Source organism: Sulfitobacter sp. HI0027 (assembly GCF_001634775.1).
Lineage (GTDB): Bacteria > Pseudomonadota > Alphaproteobacteria > Rhodobacterales > Rhodobacteraceae > Sulfitobacter.
This window is the reverse complement of record NZ_LWER01000354.1, coordinates 1-14,019: the sequence shown is the minus strand read 5'-3', so window position 1 is coordinate 14,019 and position 14,019 is coordinate 1. Positions and strand designations below refer to the sequence as shown.

Annotated in this window: 18 protein-coding genes; 8 read left to right on the top strand and 10 right to left on the bottom strand. The window is 61.5% G+C overall.

Features of this window, described 5'->3' with window-relative positions:
- The 10 genes from A3722_RS16900 to A3722_RS16855 form a co-directional block, all read right to left on the bottom strand.
- Positions 1–236: FAD-dependent oxidoreductase (locus A3722_RS16900; RefSeq protein WP_150120535.1), on the bottom strand; the 236-nt coding region annotated here is incomplete at its 3' end.
- A 54-nt stretch (positions 237–290) separates the two neighbouring features.
- Complete coding sequence (locus A3722_RS16895; RefSeq protein ID WP_067630449.1) at positions 291–506, bottom strand: hypothetical protein; 216 nt, start codon at positions 504–506, stop codon at positions 291–293.
- Between the two features lie 42 nt (positions 507–548).
- The gene (locus tag A3722_RS16890; protein ID WP_067630452.1) at positions 549–1,328 is read right to left on the bottom strand and encodes a succinate dehydrogenase iron-sulfur subunit; all 780 of its coding nucleotides are present in this window, start codon (positions 1,326–1,328) and stop codon (positions 549–551) included.
- A gap of 10 nt (positions 1,329–1,338) precedes the next feature.
- Entirely contained in the window at positions 1,339–1,674 is a 336-nt protein-coding gene (locus A3722_RS16885) for a hypothetical protein (RefSeq protein WP_067630454.1), read from the bottom strand.
- Positions 1,674–3,479: a succinate dehydrogenase flavoprotein subunit gene (sdhA, locus tag A3722_RS16880; RefSeq protein WP_067630456.1), complete on the bottom strand. Its 1,806-nt coding sequence runs from the start codon at positions 3,477–3,479 to the stop codon at positions 1,674–1,676. The genes A3722_RS16885 and sdhA overlap by 1 nt, the downstream gene beginning before the upstream one ends.
- 29 nt (positions 3,480–3,508) lie before the next feature.
- Complete coding sequence (sdhD, locus tag A3722_RS16875; RefSeq protein ID WP_067630457.1) at positions 3,509–3,880, bottom strand: succinate dehydrogenase, hydrophobic membrane anchor protein; 372 nt, start codon at positions 3,878–3,880, stop codon at positions 3,509–3,511.
- A gap of 11 nt (positions 3,881–3,891) precedes the next feature.
- Complete coding sequence (gene sdhC / locus A3722_RS16870) at positions 3,892–4,275, bottom strand: succinate dehydrogenase, cytochrome b556 subunit (RefSeq protein WP_067630461.1); 384 nt, start codon at positions 4,273–4,275, stop codon at positions 3,892–3,894.
- Positions 4,276–4,529: 254 nt separating this feature from the next.
- Positions 4,530–5,492 carry a malate dehydrogenase gene (mdh, locus tag A3722_RS16865; RefSeq protein WP_067630491.1) on the bottom strand — a complete coding sequence of 321 codons (963 nt, stop codon included), beginning with the start codon at positions 5,490–5,492 and terminating at the stop codon, positions 4,530–4,532.
- Between the two features lie 154 nt (positions 5,493–5,646).
- Positions 5,647–6,732, bottom strand: a complete 1,086-nt coding sequence (locus A3722_RS16860) for a PRC-barrel domain-containing protein (RefSeq protein ID WP_067630464.1) — start codon at positions 6,730–6,732, stop codon at positions 5,647–5,649.
- Between the two features lie 166 nt (positions 6,733–6,898).
- Positions 6,899–7,225, bottom strand: coding sequence for a hypothetical protein (locus A3722_RS16855; RefSeq protein ID WP_067630467.1), 327 nt, complete (start codon positions 7,223–7,225; stop codon positions 6,899–6,901).
- Between the two features lie 301 nt (positions 7,226–7,526).
- Between A3722_RS16855 and A3722_RS16850 the strand changes: the two genes are divergently transcribed.
- The 8 genes from A3722_RS16850 (at position 7,527) to sucD (ending at position 13,753) form a co-directional block, all read left to right on the top strand.
- A complete protein-coding gene (locus A3722_RS16850; protein ID WP_067630470.1) occupies positions 7,527–8,393 on the top strand; it encodes an HpcH/HpaI aldolase/citrate lyase family protein in 867 nt (288 codons plus the stop codon).
- Complete coding sequence (locus A3722_RS16845) at positions 8,390–8,947, top strand: NnrU family protein (RefSeq protein ID WP_067630473.1); 558 nt, start codon at positions 8,390–8,392, stop codon at positions 8,945–8,947. Before A3722_RS16850 ends, A3722_RS16845 begins: the two co-directional genes overlap by 4 nt.
- A gap of 13 nt (positions 8,948–8,960) precedes the next feature.
- Entirely contained in the window at positions 8,961–9,164 is a 204-nt protein-coding gene (locus A3722_RS16840; RefSeq protein WP_067630476.1) for a DUF1737 domain-containing protein, read from the top strand.
- Entirely contained in the window at positions 9,164–10,195 is a 1,032-nt protein-coding gene (locus tag A3722_RS16835; protein WP_067630479.1) for a MaoC family dehydratase, read from the top strand. Before A3722_RS16840 ends, A3722_RS16835 begins: the two co-directional genes overlap by 1 nt.
- A gap of 223 nt (positions 10,196–10,418) precedes the next feature.
- Positions 10,419–11,612, top strand: a complete 1,194-nt coding sequence (sucC, locus tag A3722_RS16830; protein ID WP_067630482.1) for an ADP-forming succinate--CoA ligase subunit beta — start codon at positions 10,419–10,421, stop codon at positions 11,610–11,612.
- Positions 11,613–11,759: 147 nt separating this feature from the next.
- Positions 11,760–12,053 (top strand): hypothetical protein, encoded by a 294-nt coding sequence (locus tag A3722_RS16825; protein ID WP_067630494.1) that lies wholly within the window; start codon positions 11,760–11,762, stop codon positions 12,051–12,053.
- A gap of 73 nt (positions 12,054–12,126) precedes the next feature.
- A complete protein-coding gene (locus A3722_RS16820; RefSeq protein ID WP_067630485.1) occupies positions 12,127–12,813 on the top strand; it encodes a hypothetical protein in 687 nt (228 codons plus the stop codon).
- 52 nt (positions 12,814–12,865) lie between these two features.
- Entirely contained in the window at positions 12,866–13,753 is an 888-nt protein-coding gene (sucD, locus tag A3722_RS16815; protein WP_067630488.1) for a succinate--CoA ligase subunit alpha, read from the top strand.
- Positions 13,754–14,019 lie beyond the last annotated feature (266 nt).

Below are 14,019 nucleotides of genomic sequence, written 5' to 3'. Positions count from 1 at the left end.
TGGTCGGCGCGGGCTTGGCTGGCATGGTGGCCGCTCACGATGCGGCGCTGCTCGGGCGTGTCGACCATGAAGAGCCCGCCAAGCGACCAGAACGCCTGTCCGCCAAGGCTTTGCGGCCCTTCCTGATCCAGCAGCAGAACCCGGCGCCCGCGCAGCACCGCTTCGTGAGCGGCCACCATGCCAGCCAAGCCCGCGCCGACCACGATCACATCTGCGTTGAAAGTCTCACTGCCCATCGCGCCTCTCCCCTTTTGAAAGGAGTGTGCGGCGAGTTCACGGCAAAGGCAATGTCACAGGCGCGGCGTGTCGAGCCCTTTGAGGCAGCGATCCGGCGGGCCTTCGCTGCGGTAGGCTTCGGCCCCGCAGGCCACGCAGTGGTATTTGCGCAAAGCGCCCTTGTCGCCGGTCCGGTCTTCGCGCCAGCGGCAATCGCGTGTGGGCGCATTGCGGCGGGCAAAGATCAGCACGATCACAAAGACGATAACGATGATGAAGGGCAGGATCATAAGATAACCAAAGGCCCGGCGCTTGGCCGGGCCCTGTTGTCTTTAGACGGTCCGTTCGACCATCAGTTTCTTGATATTGGCAATCGCCGCTGCCGGGTTCAGCCCCTTGGGGCAGGTCTTGGCGCAGTTCATGATCGTGTGGCAGCGGTAGAGCTTGAACGGGTCTTCGAGGTCGTCCAGTCGCTCGCCCGTGGCCTCATCCCGGCTGTCGATGATCCAGCGGTAGGCGTGCAGCAAGGCGGCTGGCCCAAGGTAGCGGTCGCCGTTCCACCAGTAGCTGGGGCAGGAAGTCGAGCAGCAGGCGCACATGATGCACTCATATAGCCCGTCGAGCTTGGCACGGTCGTCGATCGACTGTTTCCACTCTTTGCGCGGCTCAGGCGTCTCGGTTTCCAGCCAGGGCTGGATTGAGGCGTGCTGGGCGTAGAAGTGGGTCAGGTCGGGGATCAGGTCTTTGACCACCGGCATATGCGGAAGCGGGTAGATTTTGACCACGCCGTTGATCTCCTCCATGCCGTAGGTGCAGGCCAGCGTGTTGATGCCGTCGATATTCATCGCGCAGGAGCCACAGATGCCCTCGCGGCAGGAGCGGCGGAAGGTCAGCGTGGGGTCAATCTCGTTTTTGATCTTGATCAGCGCATCCAGGATCATCGGCCCGCAATCGTCCATGTCGACGAAATAGGTGTCGAGCGCCGGGTTTTTGCCGTCGTCGGGGTTCCAGCGGTAGATGTGGAACTCACGCAGGTTGGCGGCGCCTTGCGGTTTGGGCCATGTCTTACCGCTGGTCATGCGGGAGTTTTTGGGAAGCGTCAGTTGAACCATTGTGCGTCTCCTAAAGCGTCATGCCAGCTGCGGGCGCGGCGGCCAGCAGGCAGGTACGGGTCTCGGGGCGCGACAGGATCGTGCGCACGGTGCCCGCTGTTGTGTCATCCACGCCGACCACGGCGGCGCGGGCCAATTCACGCAGTTCCAGCGCGTCGGCATTGTCGATGATGCAGTCGGTGAAGGGGGTGATCAGCTCTTTGGGGACCTGCGGAAAGCGGGTGGCCAAGATTTCGGTCACCACGCCTTTGGAGCCTTGGCGGGCGGTGTCATCCACCGCCTGCTGGACTTCGACACAGCCCGAGAGAGCGAACAACGTGGCCGCGATGAGTGCTGTGCGAACCATCAATACACCCGTGCCTTGGGGGCGATCTTCTTCATGTCGATCCCGCCTTCGTCTTCTTTGGTCAGTGGATCGAGGTGCACGGCGCGGTAGGTGAGTTTCGCGTCATTGCCATCGAACCACGCCAGCGAGTGCTTGCGCCATTCGTCGTCGTTCCGATCCGGGTAGTCCTCATGGGCGTGTGCACCACGGCTCTCTTTCCGCGCAGCGGCGGCGGTGATCGTGGCGGTGGCGTTGGGCATGAGGTTGGTCAGCTCCAGCGTCTCCATCAGGTCCGAGTTCCACACGAGGCTGCGGTCGGTGACATGCAGGTCGTTCAGCTTGTCAGCGACTTCGATCATCTTCTCGCGGCCCTCTTCCAGCGTCTTATCGGTGCGGAAAACGGCGGCATCGGCCTGCATGGTTTTCTGCATCTCGAGGCGCAGCTCGGCGGTGGGCGTGCCGCCCTTGGCATTACGCAGACCGTCGAAACGATCGAATGCCTTTTCCACCGATTTAAGGTTCGGCGCGGGCACCGGGCTGTCGGCGTCGACGATCTTGGCGGCGCGGATCGCGGCGGCGCGGCCAAAGACCACGAGGTCAATGAGCGAGTTGGAGCCCAGACGGTTCGCACCGTGGACCGAAGCACAGCCCGCCTCGCCCACAGCCATCAGGCCGGGTGCGATGGCGTCGGGGTTGTCGGCGGTCGGGTTCAGCACTTCGCCCCAATAGTTCGTGGGGATGCCGCCCATGTTGTAGTGCACCGTCGGCAGTACCGGGATCGGCTCTTTGGTCAGGTCCACACCGGCAAAGATACGCGCGGATTCCGAGATGCCCGGCAGGCGCAGGTCCAGCGTTTCTGGCGGCAGGTGGTTCAGGTGCAGGTGGATGTGGTCTTTGTTTTCGCCCACACCGCGGCCTTCGCGGATTTCCATCGTCATGCAGCGCGAAACCACGTCACGCGAGGCGAGGTCTTTGTAGGTCGGCGCGTAGCGTTCCATGAAACGCTCGCCTTCGGAGTTGGTCAGGTAACCACCTTCGCCGCGTGCGCCTTCGGTGATCAGGCAGCCCGCACCGTAGATGCCGGTGGGGTGGAACTGAACAAATTCCATGTCTTGCAGCGGCAGACCTGCGCGGGCCGCCATGCCGCCACCGTCGCCGGTGCAGGTATGCGCCGACGTGGCCGAGAAGTACGCACGGCCATAGCCGCCCGTCGCCAGCACGACCATCTTGGCGCTGAACAGGTGCATGGTGCCGTCGTCGAGCTTCCAGCAGAGCACACCTTGGCAGACACCGTCGTCCGACATGATCAGATCGATGGCGAAATACTCGATGAAGAATTCCGCGTTTTGCTTCAGCGACTGGCCGTAAAGCGTGTGTAGGATCGCGTGGCCGGTCCGGTCGGCGGCGGCACAGGTGCGCTGCACGGGGGGGCCTTCGCCAAATTCGGTGGTGTGGCCGCCGAAGGGACGCTGATAGATCTTGCCTTCTTCGGTGCGCGAAAACGGCACGCCGTAATGCTCAAGCTCGTAAACCGCCTTGGGCGCTTCGCGGGCGAGGTATTCCATCGCGTCGGTGTCACCCAGCCAGTCCGACCCCTTGACCGTGTCATACATATGCCACTGCCAGTTGTCCGGGCCCATGTTGCTCAAGGACGCGGCGATGCCACCCTGCGCCGCCACGGTGTGCGAACGGGTTGGGAAAACCTTGGAGATACAGGCCGTGCGCAGCCCCTGCTCCGCCATGCCCAAAGTCGCGCGCAGACCAGCACCGCCTGCCCCCACCACGACAACGTCATATTCGTGGGTTTCATATTCATATGCTGCCATTTAATCGGTCTCCCGTTTGGGCGTATTGTTTACAGGGCGAGCTTGGCGATGGCGAAAACGCCGACCGCTGCTGCGCCGTAGCTGATGATGGTCATCACGATGAGGGCGACTTTGTTGGCCAGCCCGTGGACATAGTCCTCGATCAAAACCTGCACGCCGTCATTGAAATGTTTGAAGCCCACGATCAGCGTCAGGGCCGCCACGATGGCCGGGAAAGGCCGCGCGTAATAGGCGAGAATCTCGTCATATGTCCCGCCAAGCGCGCTGCCGAAGGTAAAGACGAACAGCGGGATCAGCACCAAAAGCGCCAGCGAGGACACTTTCATCGCCCAGAAATGCGCGGTGCCGGTTTTCGCCGAGCCAAGGCCACGGGCGCGTTTGCGATCTGTCATGTATGCCATGGTGTCGCTCCTCAAACGATGATGATGGTCAGGATGGTCAGCACGACCGACCCGATCAATGCGGCGAGCCCCAGCTTCTCAGCGGTCGGCACGTCGAGCATACGGCCCGTGTCCCAGATCAGGTGCCGGATGCCGGCCAGCGTGTGATACCACAGCCCCAAGAGCGACAGGGTGAACACCAGATCACCGAACCAGCTGGTCATGATCCCGTTCACGGTATCGAAATACTCCGCCGAGGTCGCCGCAGCGAGGAACCACCACACGATCAACAGCGCGGTGATCAACATCGCGTTGCCGGTGATCCGGGTGAGAATCGACGTCATAGAGGTCAATTGTGGGCGGTAGATCGTCAAATGCGGGGAAAGCGGGCGGTTACCCCGGTTCACATCGGCCATGGCGCGGTCCTTTGTCCTGTGCTTTGTCCTGTGCTTTGCATCTTGATAGCGGTTTTTACAGGACTGTCACGGGGAACTGCGGGGAATCTGCGGGGTTTGGCCGGTGTTTCGGTGGAAAAATGACAAGGTGATGTGGTCCTGCCCGTTTTTGTGATCACAGCAGATTATGGTGTGATCACAAATCCAGCACCTCCCCCGGAACGAAAAAGCGCGCCCCGCTAGGGACGCGCTTTCCAATTGGTATGCTCTGGCGCTTACGCGAGGCTCTCGTCGATGCCTTTGCAGGCTTCAACCAGACCTTTGACCGCGTTGACGGAGTTGTCGAACATCGCCTGCTCGTCTTTGTTCATCGAAATCTCGACGACGCGCTCGACACCCCCAGCACCGATCACGGTGGGCACGCCGACGTAAAAGCCGTTGAGACCATAGGCACCATCGACATGCGCCGCTGCGGGCAGCACGCGCTTTTGGTCTTTCAGATAAGCTTCGGCCATCTCAATGGCGGAAGTGGCAGGCGCATAGAAGGCCGAACCGGTCTTCAGCAGGCCAACGATCTCGGCGCCACCATCACGGGTGCGCTGCACAATCGCGTCGAGCTTGTCTTGCGTGGTCCAGCCCATTTTTACCAGATCGGGCAGCGGGATGCCTGCAACGGTGGAGTAGCGCACCAGCGGCACCATTGTGTCGCCGTGGCCGCCCAGAACGAAGGCAGTGACGTCTTTCATCGAGACGTTGAACTCGGTCGCGAGGAAGTGACGGAAACGCGCGCTATCAAGCACGCCTGCCATGCCGCAAACCTTGTTGTGCGGCAGACCGGAGAATTCACGCAGCGCCCAGACCATCGCATCAAGCGGGTTGGTGATGCAGATCACGAAAGCGTCGGGGGCGTGTTTGGCAATGCCCTCGCCCACGGATTTCATAACCTTGAGGTTGATGCCCAGCAGGTCATCGCGGCTCATGCCCGGCTTGCGTGCAACACCGGCGGTGACGATACAGACATCCGCGCCTGCGATGTCGGCGTAATCTTGGGTGCCCGACAAGGTGGCGTCGAACTTGCCTGAAGGGCCCGACGACGCGATATCGAGAGCTTTGCCCTCGGGTGTGCCCTCGGCAATGTCAAAAAGGACGACATCGCCCAATTCCTTCAACGCTGCGAGATGGGCGAGAGTGCCGCCGATTTGCCCCGCGCCAATAAGCGCGATCTTGGGTCTGGCCATGGTCATGTCTCCGACAGAGGTTTCATTTGCGCCGGAGATACCGAAATGCACGGTCCCGTGCAAGTTGCAGCATTGAATAGCGGCTAACCCCCGCCCTTGCCACGAAAAAGGCCGCCCCGTGGGGCGGCCAATTGCTGAAACTTAAGGCGAAAGATTAGTCGCCTTGGTACTCAGGCTGCGATTCCAGACGCTCTTCGGTGCTGTCGATGTAGATACGCACATCGTCACCTTCTACGTTTTTCAGAACCTGCAGTTCGTCAAAGGTCACGGCTACTGGCTTTTCGCCCAGACCAAGGAAACCGCCGACGTTGATGACAACACGGTCGATCTGGCCGTTGTCGCCGATCAGCAGAGTGTCGATCTCACCCACGGTTTCGTCGTTGGCACCATAGACATAGGAACCTTCGAGGTCGTCAGCGCTCATCTGCTGGATCATGTCCGCTTCGGCAGCGGCATAGCCTTCACGCTCAACCTCGGGGCGCGGCAGCAGTTCACGCTCAACAGTTTCGTCGCCTGTGATCACGGTGGTGTTGGCTTCCGCTTCGTTGACAGCTTCTTCTGTCTCGGCTTCTGCGTTCTCCATCATGGTTTCGGCTTCCTGCTCCATCTCCTCGGATTCGGCCTCTACTTCGTTGGCCATCTCTTCGGTTTCGGCTTCAAGGTTCTCGGCCGCGTTCTCGGTGTCTTGAACCATTTCCTCGGTCTCGGCCTCTACTTCGTTGGCCATTTCCTCGGTTTCGGTTTCGCCGTTGGTGACGACGGTGACGTTGTCGTCAGTCTCGGTCATCGCTTCGCCTTCCATCGCTTCGCCGTCCATCATGGGACGTTCGAATTCGGGCGCTTGCTCCAGCATCTCTTTCGAGGTGTTCACAACGAGGAAACGGTCGCCGTCTTCGTCGTTCAGGATGCGAATCTTGTCCATGGAGATGGAAACGTCACGTTCGCCCAGCCCAAGGAAACCGCCGATGCCGAGGATAACGGCAGTCACTTCGCCGTCTTTCGACACGATGATGTCGTTGATCTCGCCGATGTCATCCCATTCCTGCTCTGCGCCATTGGCAACGGGGGTGGCCGCGTCGACTTCGGCTTCAGAGTTGTAAATGCGCATGCCGATCAGGTCGGATGCAAGGAAGTCTGTTTGTTCAACAGCAACGTTGCCAAAGCCTTCGGAATGCGCTTCCGCAAAGGCTGCGCCGGTCATTGTCAGTACGATGGCTGTGGTGCTCAGAAAACGTTTCATTGTAGTACTCCTTCCAAAATTGAGCGTTAATTGCTCTTCTGGAACCACAACCCGGATGGCCCTATCCAGTTCCACTGCCACGCAAATAAATAGATCGCGCCACCTTGGCCCAGACACAGGAAAGGCGGCCAATGGCCGCCCGCGCGTTCAGTCAATATCGCCCTTTTCAGGCGTCTTCGCCCTTGGCAGGCAATGCTTCGGCCAATGCCTCAAATCCCTGCCCCGAGGCGACCAGACAGGTGATCCCATTGACCCCGGTCACCGTGATCGTCCAGCTGCCCGTTTGATCTGACGCGAAAACCTCCATCACCGCGTTATCGCCACCCAGCCCCATCGACTGGCGCGTCTCCCCATATCCGTCGGCCAGCCGCAGCACCACATGATCGCGCGGCGCGCAGTTGCGCGGGGTCTGCGCCTCTGTCGTCGTGGCCAGCACGATTGCAGAGGCGGCGGTGAGTGCCGCGAGGTGGATAAATTTAACGAAACCTGACATAGCATCTGCCTTTGCATCAAAAGGCGTGACCCTTGGGGATGACAATGCGCGTCTTTCGCACCGGCCCTTAGGCAGCCTTGGTTGAAATGACTGCATCCGCTTTGCAAAAGGGTGCGGCAGATGCGATGCGCAAGAGACTGCGCCTCAAGCCTGAAGGACTGGTTAATCTGCCGCCCGCAAAACAGCGCAACGGGTTCGCTGCATTGCGGCATATTTTGCCTTGAAGTTTTCGCACAAAAATGCCCCTCTGTGCGCAACAATGTTAGGCGGTCAATGCGCCGCCCTGCCCGAGGAGCCTTACATGACCGCCACAACCCGCCCGCTGCGTTCCGTTCTCTACATCCCCGGCTCCAAGCCCCGCGCCCTCGACAAAGCGCGGGGACTGGCCTGCGACGCGGTGATCTTTGACCTCGAAGACGCCGTTTCCCCCGAGGAGAAAGTCGCCGCACGTGAAACATTGGCTGAGGCGCTTGCCACAGGCGGCTACGGCGCGCGGATGCGGGTGGTGCGGATCAACGGGCTGGACACCGAATGGGGCGTCGATGACGCCCGTGCCGCCGCCGCGATGCAGCCCGACGCGATTCTCTTGCCCAAGGTCGGATCCCCCGCCGATCTCGAAGCGCTGACCGAGATTGTGGGCGACATCCCGCTCTGGGCGATGATGGAAACCCCCGGTGCCATGCTCAACGCCGCCGCCATCGCCGGGCACCGCCAGTTGCAGGCCATGGTCATGGGCACCAATGATCTAGCGAAAGACCTGCAAACCCGCTTCCGCCCCGACCGCCTGCCGCTGATCACAGGGCTGGGCCTCTGCCAGCTGGCCGCCAAGGCGCATGGCGTGGCAATTATCGATGGGGTGTATAACGCCTTTAAGGATGATGACGGGCTGCAAGCCGAATGCCAACAGGGCCGTGACATGGGCTTTGACGGCAAAACGCTGATCCACCCCGCCCAGCTCGACATCGCCAACGCGGCCTTCACCCCGTCGGAAGACGAAGCCGCCCTCGCCCGCCGTCAGATTGACGCCTATGAAGAGGCACAGGCGGCGGGCCAAGGTGTGGCCGTTGTCGATGGCAAGATCGTGGAAAATCTCCATGTTGCCACCGCCCGCGAAACACTGGCAAAACTGGCGGCAATTGCAGCCATGAGCCCGGAGCCCTCGCCATGACAATCCTTATCCTCGGTCTGATCCTTTGGATCGGTGCCCATCTTTTCAAACGCCTGATGCCCGTCCAACGGGCGCAGATGGGCACCGCGGGCCGAGGCGCGGTGGCCGCCGCATTGGTCGTGGCGCTGGCCCTCATCATCTGGGGCTATCGCGCGGCGGAGTTCCTTCCGGTCTGGAACCCGCCGAGCTTCCTGACGCACCTTAATAACCTTCTGATGCTGCTAGCCTTCTGGGTCTTCGGCTCAAGCGCCGCCAAGGGGGCCAAAGCGTGGCCCGCCTATAAAACCCGCCACCCGCAACTGCTGGCGGTGAAAATCTGGGCCACGGCACACCTACTGGTCAACGGTGATCTCGCCTCCATCCTGCTCTTTGGCACCATGCTGGGCTGGGCGGTGAGCGAGGTGATCCTCATCAACCGCGCCGAGCCGGGCTGGACACCCCCGCCCCACGCAGGCCGCGCCACCTATATCCGTCTCATCGTGATCTCCACGATCCTCTTTGTCCTCGTCGCCGGCATTCACACATGGCTCGGCGTTATTCCCTTCCCTCATTGACCCGGAGCCTTCCATGAAAGTTTACCGCTTCCTCTCCGAAGAAGACACGTCCGCCTTTTGCCACAAGGTCACCGACGCGCTGAACAAAGGCTGGGAGCTTTACGGCACCCCGACCCAGACATGGGACCACAAGGCCGGTGTCATGCGCTGCGGCCAAGCGGTGGTGAAAGACGCCCCCGGCACCTATTCGCCCGACACCAAACTGGGCGAGCAGTGATGAGCAAAACCAACCGCGGCCGCTTTTTCGAAGACTACCAACTGGGCGAGGTGCTGCATCACGCGGTGCCCCGCACCGTCGGCGCGGGCGAACGCGCGCTTTATCACGCGCTCTACCCCGCGCGGCACGCGCTTTATTCTGCCGATAGTTTCGCCCAGTCCTGCGGGCTGAAGGCCAGCCCGCTCGACGATATGATCGCCTTTCACATCGTTTTTGGGAAAACCGTGCCTGATGTCTCGCTCAATGCCGTGGCCAACCTGGGCTATGCCCAGGGCCGCTGGCTGCGGCCCGTCTGGCCCGGTGACACGCTGCGCGCGGAAAGCGAGGTCATCGGCCTTAAGCAGAACTCCAACGGCAAGACCGGCGTTGTCTGGGTCCGCACCACGGGGCTGAACCAAAACGATGAAAAGGTGCTCGACTATGTCCGCTGGGTGATGGTCCGCAAAGGCGATATCGACGCCCCCGCGCCCGAGACCATCGTGCCCGATCTGCCCGACGCCCTGTCCGTGGATCAATTGCACATCCCGCAGGGCCTCGACTTCTCCAACTACGACTTCGCCCAAGCCGGAGAACCGCACCGCTGGGGCGACTACGCCGTGGGTGAAAAGATCGACCACGTTGACGGCGTCACGATCGAAGAGGCCGAGCACATGATGGCCACGCGCCTGTGGCAGAACACGGCCAAAGTGCATTTCGACACCTCCGCCCGCCCGGATGGGTCGCGGCTGATCTATGGCGGTCACGTGATCTCAATGGCGCGGACGCTGTCCTTCAACGGGCTGGCCAATGCGCAGATGGTCGTGGGTCTGAACGGCGGGGCGCATGCGAACCCCTGCCTTGCCGGTGATACCATTCGCGCTTGGTCCGAAGTGCTCGACAAGGCCGAGACTTCAGCCCCCGGTGTTGGCGCTGTGCGTTTGCGGCTGGTCGCGACCAAAGGCGGCGCGCCGTTCGAACTGCGTGACGCGGCGGGCAAATACCGCCCCGAGGTTCTGCTTGACCTCGATTACTGGGCGCTCATGCCCCGCTAAAGCGCTGGCCCGCCCCTTTCGTCGGGCCAGCTATCCCCCGCAATACAAGCAAAAATCAGCCGATTCGGAGCCGTTGAGCGCATTTGTGATCACACGTATTTATCGTGTGATCACAAAACGCATTTTTAGCTGGTCAATCCCGGCTTTCTCCGAAAAAACCCTTACAGGAACGAAAGTCATCCCCATACTACGGGGCAACTGGAACAGAAACGGGACCGTTTTCATGAACATCCACGAATATCAGGCAAAAGCCCTCCTGCGCAGCTATGGCGCCCCTGTCTCCGACGGCCGCGTTGTGCTGAAGGCAGAAGATGCCAAGAACGCAGCCGGCGAAATGGACGGACCGCTTTGGGTTGTCAAAGCGCAGATCCACGCGGGCGGTCGCGGCAAAGGCAGCTTCAAAGAAGCAGCAGCTGGCGAAAAAGGCGGTGTGCGTCTTGCCAAATCCGTGGAAGAAGCCGCTGAAGAAGCCAAAAAGATGCTGGGCAAGACACTGGTCACCCACCAGACCGGCCCCGCAGGCAAGCAGGTCAACCGCATCTACATCGAAGACGGTTCCGACATTGAGCGCGAATTGTACCTCGCCTTGCTCGTCGACCGCCAGACCAGCCGCATTTCCTTTGTCTGCTCCACCGAAGGCGGCATGGACATCGAAGAGGTCGCCGAAGCGACACCCGAAAAAATCCTCAGCTTCTCTGTCGATCCGGCCACCGGCTACCAGCCCTACCACGGCCGCCGCGTTGCCTTTTCGCTGGGTCTTGAAGGCACAGCCGTCAAGCAGTGCGTCAAACTGATGGGTCAGCTTTACCAAGCCTTCGTCGACAAAGACATGGAGATGCTTGAGATCAACCCGCTGATCGTCATGCCCGGCAACGACCTGAAAGTGCTCGACGCGAAAGTCGGCTTTGACGGCAACGCCATGTACCGCCAGCCCGACATTGCCAACCTGCGCGACGAGACCGAGGAAGACTCGAAAGAACTCGAAGCCTCCAAGTATGACCTGAACTACATCGCGCTCGACGGTGAAATCGGCTGCATGGTGAACGGTGCGGGCCTTGCCATGGCGACCATGGACATCATCAAACTCTACGGTGCCGAGCCTGCCAACTTCCTCGACGTGGGCGGCGGTGCGACCAAAGAGAAAGTCACCGAAGCTTTCAAGATCATCACCTCCGACGAGAACGTCAAAGGCATCTTGGTTAACATCTTTGGCGGCATCATGCGTTGTGACGTCATCGCCGAGGGCGTTGTCGCTGCGGTGAAAGAAGTCGGTCTGAAAGTGCCGCTGGTTGTTCGCCTTGAGGGCACCAACGTCGAAGAAGGCAAAGCGATCATCAACAACTCCGGTCTTGATGTCATCGCCGCCGACGACCTGAAAGATGGCGCACAGAAGATCGTGAAAGCGGTCAAAGGCTAAGCCCTTCCCCGGCCATCCCCGCACGGCTTTCGCGCCGGTCGGGGGTGGCCGATATCACCGTTCTTGCCGCCCCCGTGCGGCAGGGGCAAATGCGACGACGCCGCGCCGCGCCCACCCAATGATGCCCCGATGAGCAATGAGGTCAGTATGGATCAATCTCCCAAATCCTCCCCCGTCTTGACGGGCATTGCGCTATTGGGGGCCGGCATTCTGATCCGGCAATGGCACCCCGACGCCCTGCGTCTGCCTGAGCCTGCCAACCATCACCGCCGCGACCGCGGTCTGCGGCGCGCCGCGCGCAAGTCGCGCAACGGGTTGGCGATGATCCTGCCGTCGAACCTCACCGGCTCCATTGGGCGCAGCCTGATGATCATGGGCGCGGGTCTGCTGACCCTGCGGCTGCTGGATCTGCTGGCTGATCAAGATGAGCAGCTTTACTGATGCCTGTCCTGTCGTCCGCTCCCCTTATGCCCAAAGCGGCCAAGCGCGACCGCGCTGCGCAAAAGGCGGGCCTATGACGCGGGCGCTCTCCTCCTCTCGCACCGGCTGGTGGGTGATCCTCGCCCTTATCGTGGCTTTTGCCGTGCAGATGGTGGTCGTGAACGCCCTCCCGGTTGCCACGCAAACCACCCTGCTGGCCGAAGGCGGTTTTTACGAAAACCTTTCGGTCGTGGGCTACCTGCTCTGCATTGTGGCGCTGGTCTGGACGCTGCGCGGCGCGGTGCTGCGGGTCTGGTATCTGCCGCTGGTGCTGGCGGTCATGGCGGCGCGCGAGTTGGACCTCGACAAAAGCCTTTTCACCCGCGGGCTCTTTAAAGCGCGGCAATATACTGGTGAGGGCGTCCCGCTGGCCGAACGGCTGATCGCCGCCCTGATCCTTGCGTCGATCGTCACCGCGATTTTCCTCATGCTCTGGCGTCACGCCCGGCCCTATCTCTCGGCCCTCTGGCACGGTCGTGCATGGGCCGGGGCCGTCCTGATGGGGATCGGCTTCACCGTCGCTTACAAACTGCTCGACGGCATCGCCCGCAAACTCGCCCCCTTAGGGATCGAGATTTCCGCCGATGCCGAACGCACCGCCTTCGTCGTCGAGGAGATCGGGGAGCTTGGCATCCCGGTCATGTTCCTCGCCGCCATCCTGCTGTGGCCCGGCCCTTCGCTGACCACGGCGCATCCCACCAACCGGGCGCACCGCGCCTGACGCCCCCGGGGCCTGCCCCCGGGATTAAATATCACCGACCAAGGAAGAAATCATGGCCGTACTAGTCAACGAAAACACCAAAGTCATCTGTCAGGGTCTGACCGGCTCGCAGGGGACGTTCCACACCGAACAGGCCATAGCCTATGGCACCAAGATGGTCGGCGGCGTGACACCCGGCAAAGGCGGTCAGACGCATCTCGACCTGCCCGTGTTTAACTCCGTGCACGAAGCCAAACACGTGACCGAGGCGAATGCCTCCGTGATCTACGTCCCGCCCCCCTTCGCCGCCGACTCGATCCTTGAGGCGATCGACGCCGAGATGGAGCTGATCGTCTGCATCACCGAAGGCATCCCGGTTCTGGACATGGCCCGCGTCGCCCGCGCGCTCGAAGGTTCCAAGTCGCGCCTGATCGGCCCGAACTGCCCCGGGGTTATCACGCCTGACGCCTGCAAAATCGGCATCATGCCGGGCCACATCCACCGTCGCGGCTCGGTTGGCGTTGTATCGCGCTCGGGCACGCTTACCTATGAAGCGGTCAAGCAGACCACCGACATGGGCCTCGGCCAGTCTTCTGCTGTCGGCATTGGCGGCGACCCCATCAAAGGGACCGAGCATATCGACGTGCTGGAAATGTTCCTTGCCGACCCCGAGACCCAGTCGATCATCATGATCGGCGAAATCGGCGGCTCCGCCGAAGAAGAAGCGGCACAGTTCCTTGCCGATGAGAAGAAAAAAGGCCGTTGGAAGCCCACCGCTGGCTTCATCGCGGGCCGCACGGCCCCTCCCGGCCGTCGCATGGGCCACGCAGGCGCGATTGTCGCCGGTGGTAAAGGCGACGCGGAGAGCAAGATCGAAGCGATGAAGGAAGCCGGTATCGTTGTGGCTGACAGCCCCGCGACGCTGGGCGAAGCGGTCAAGGAAGCGATCGACAAGGGCTGATGCCCGTCGGGCGGGCCTTGGCCCGCCCATTGACCCACTCTGCAAAGCACTACGTTTTGCGGGGTCTTGAAAAGAACCACCCGGCGCCGCCCACTTGCGAAGGAGGGTAAGATGCACATTCAGACCGCGCTCACTCCCTCCCGCCCCCGCGTGGCGCTGGCCCTTGGGCAAACGCCCGAACCGGCGGCCTTGGCTGACCTTGTGACCCCGCCCTCAATACCTATGGCCCCCCGCCCCGGGCCTGACTATAGACCGACCCTGATTCT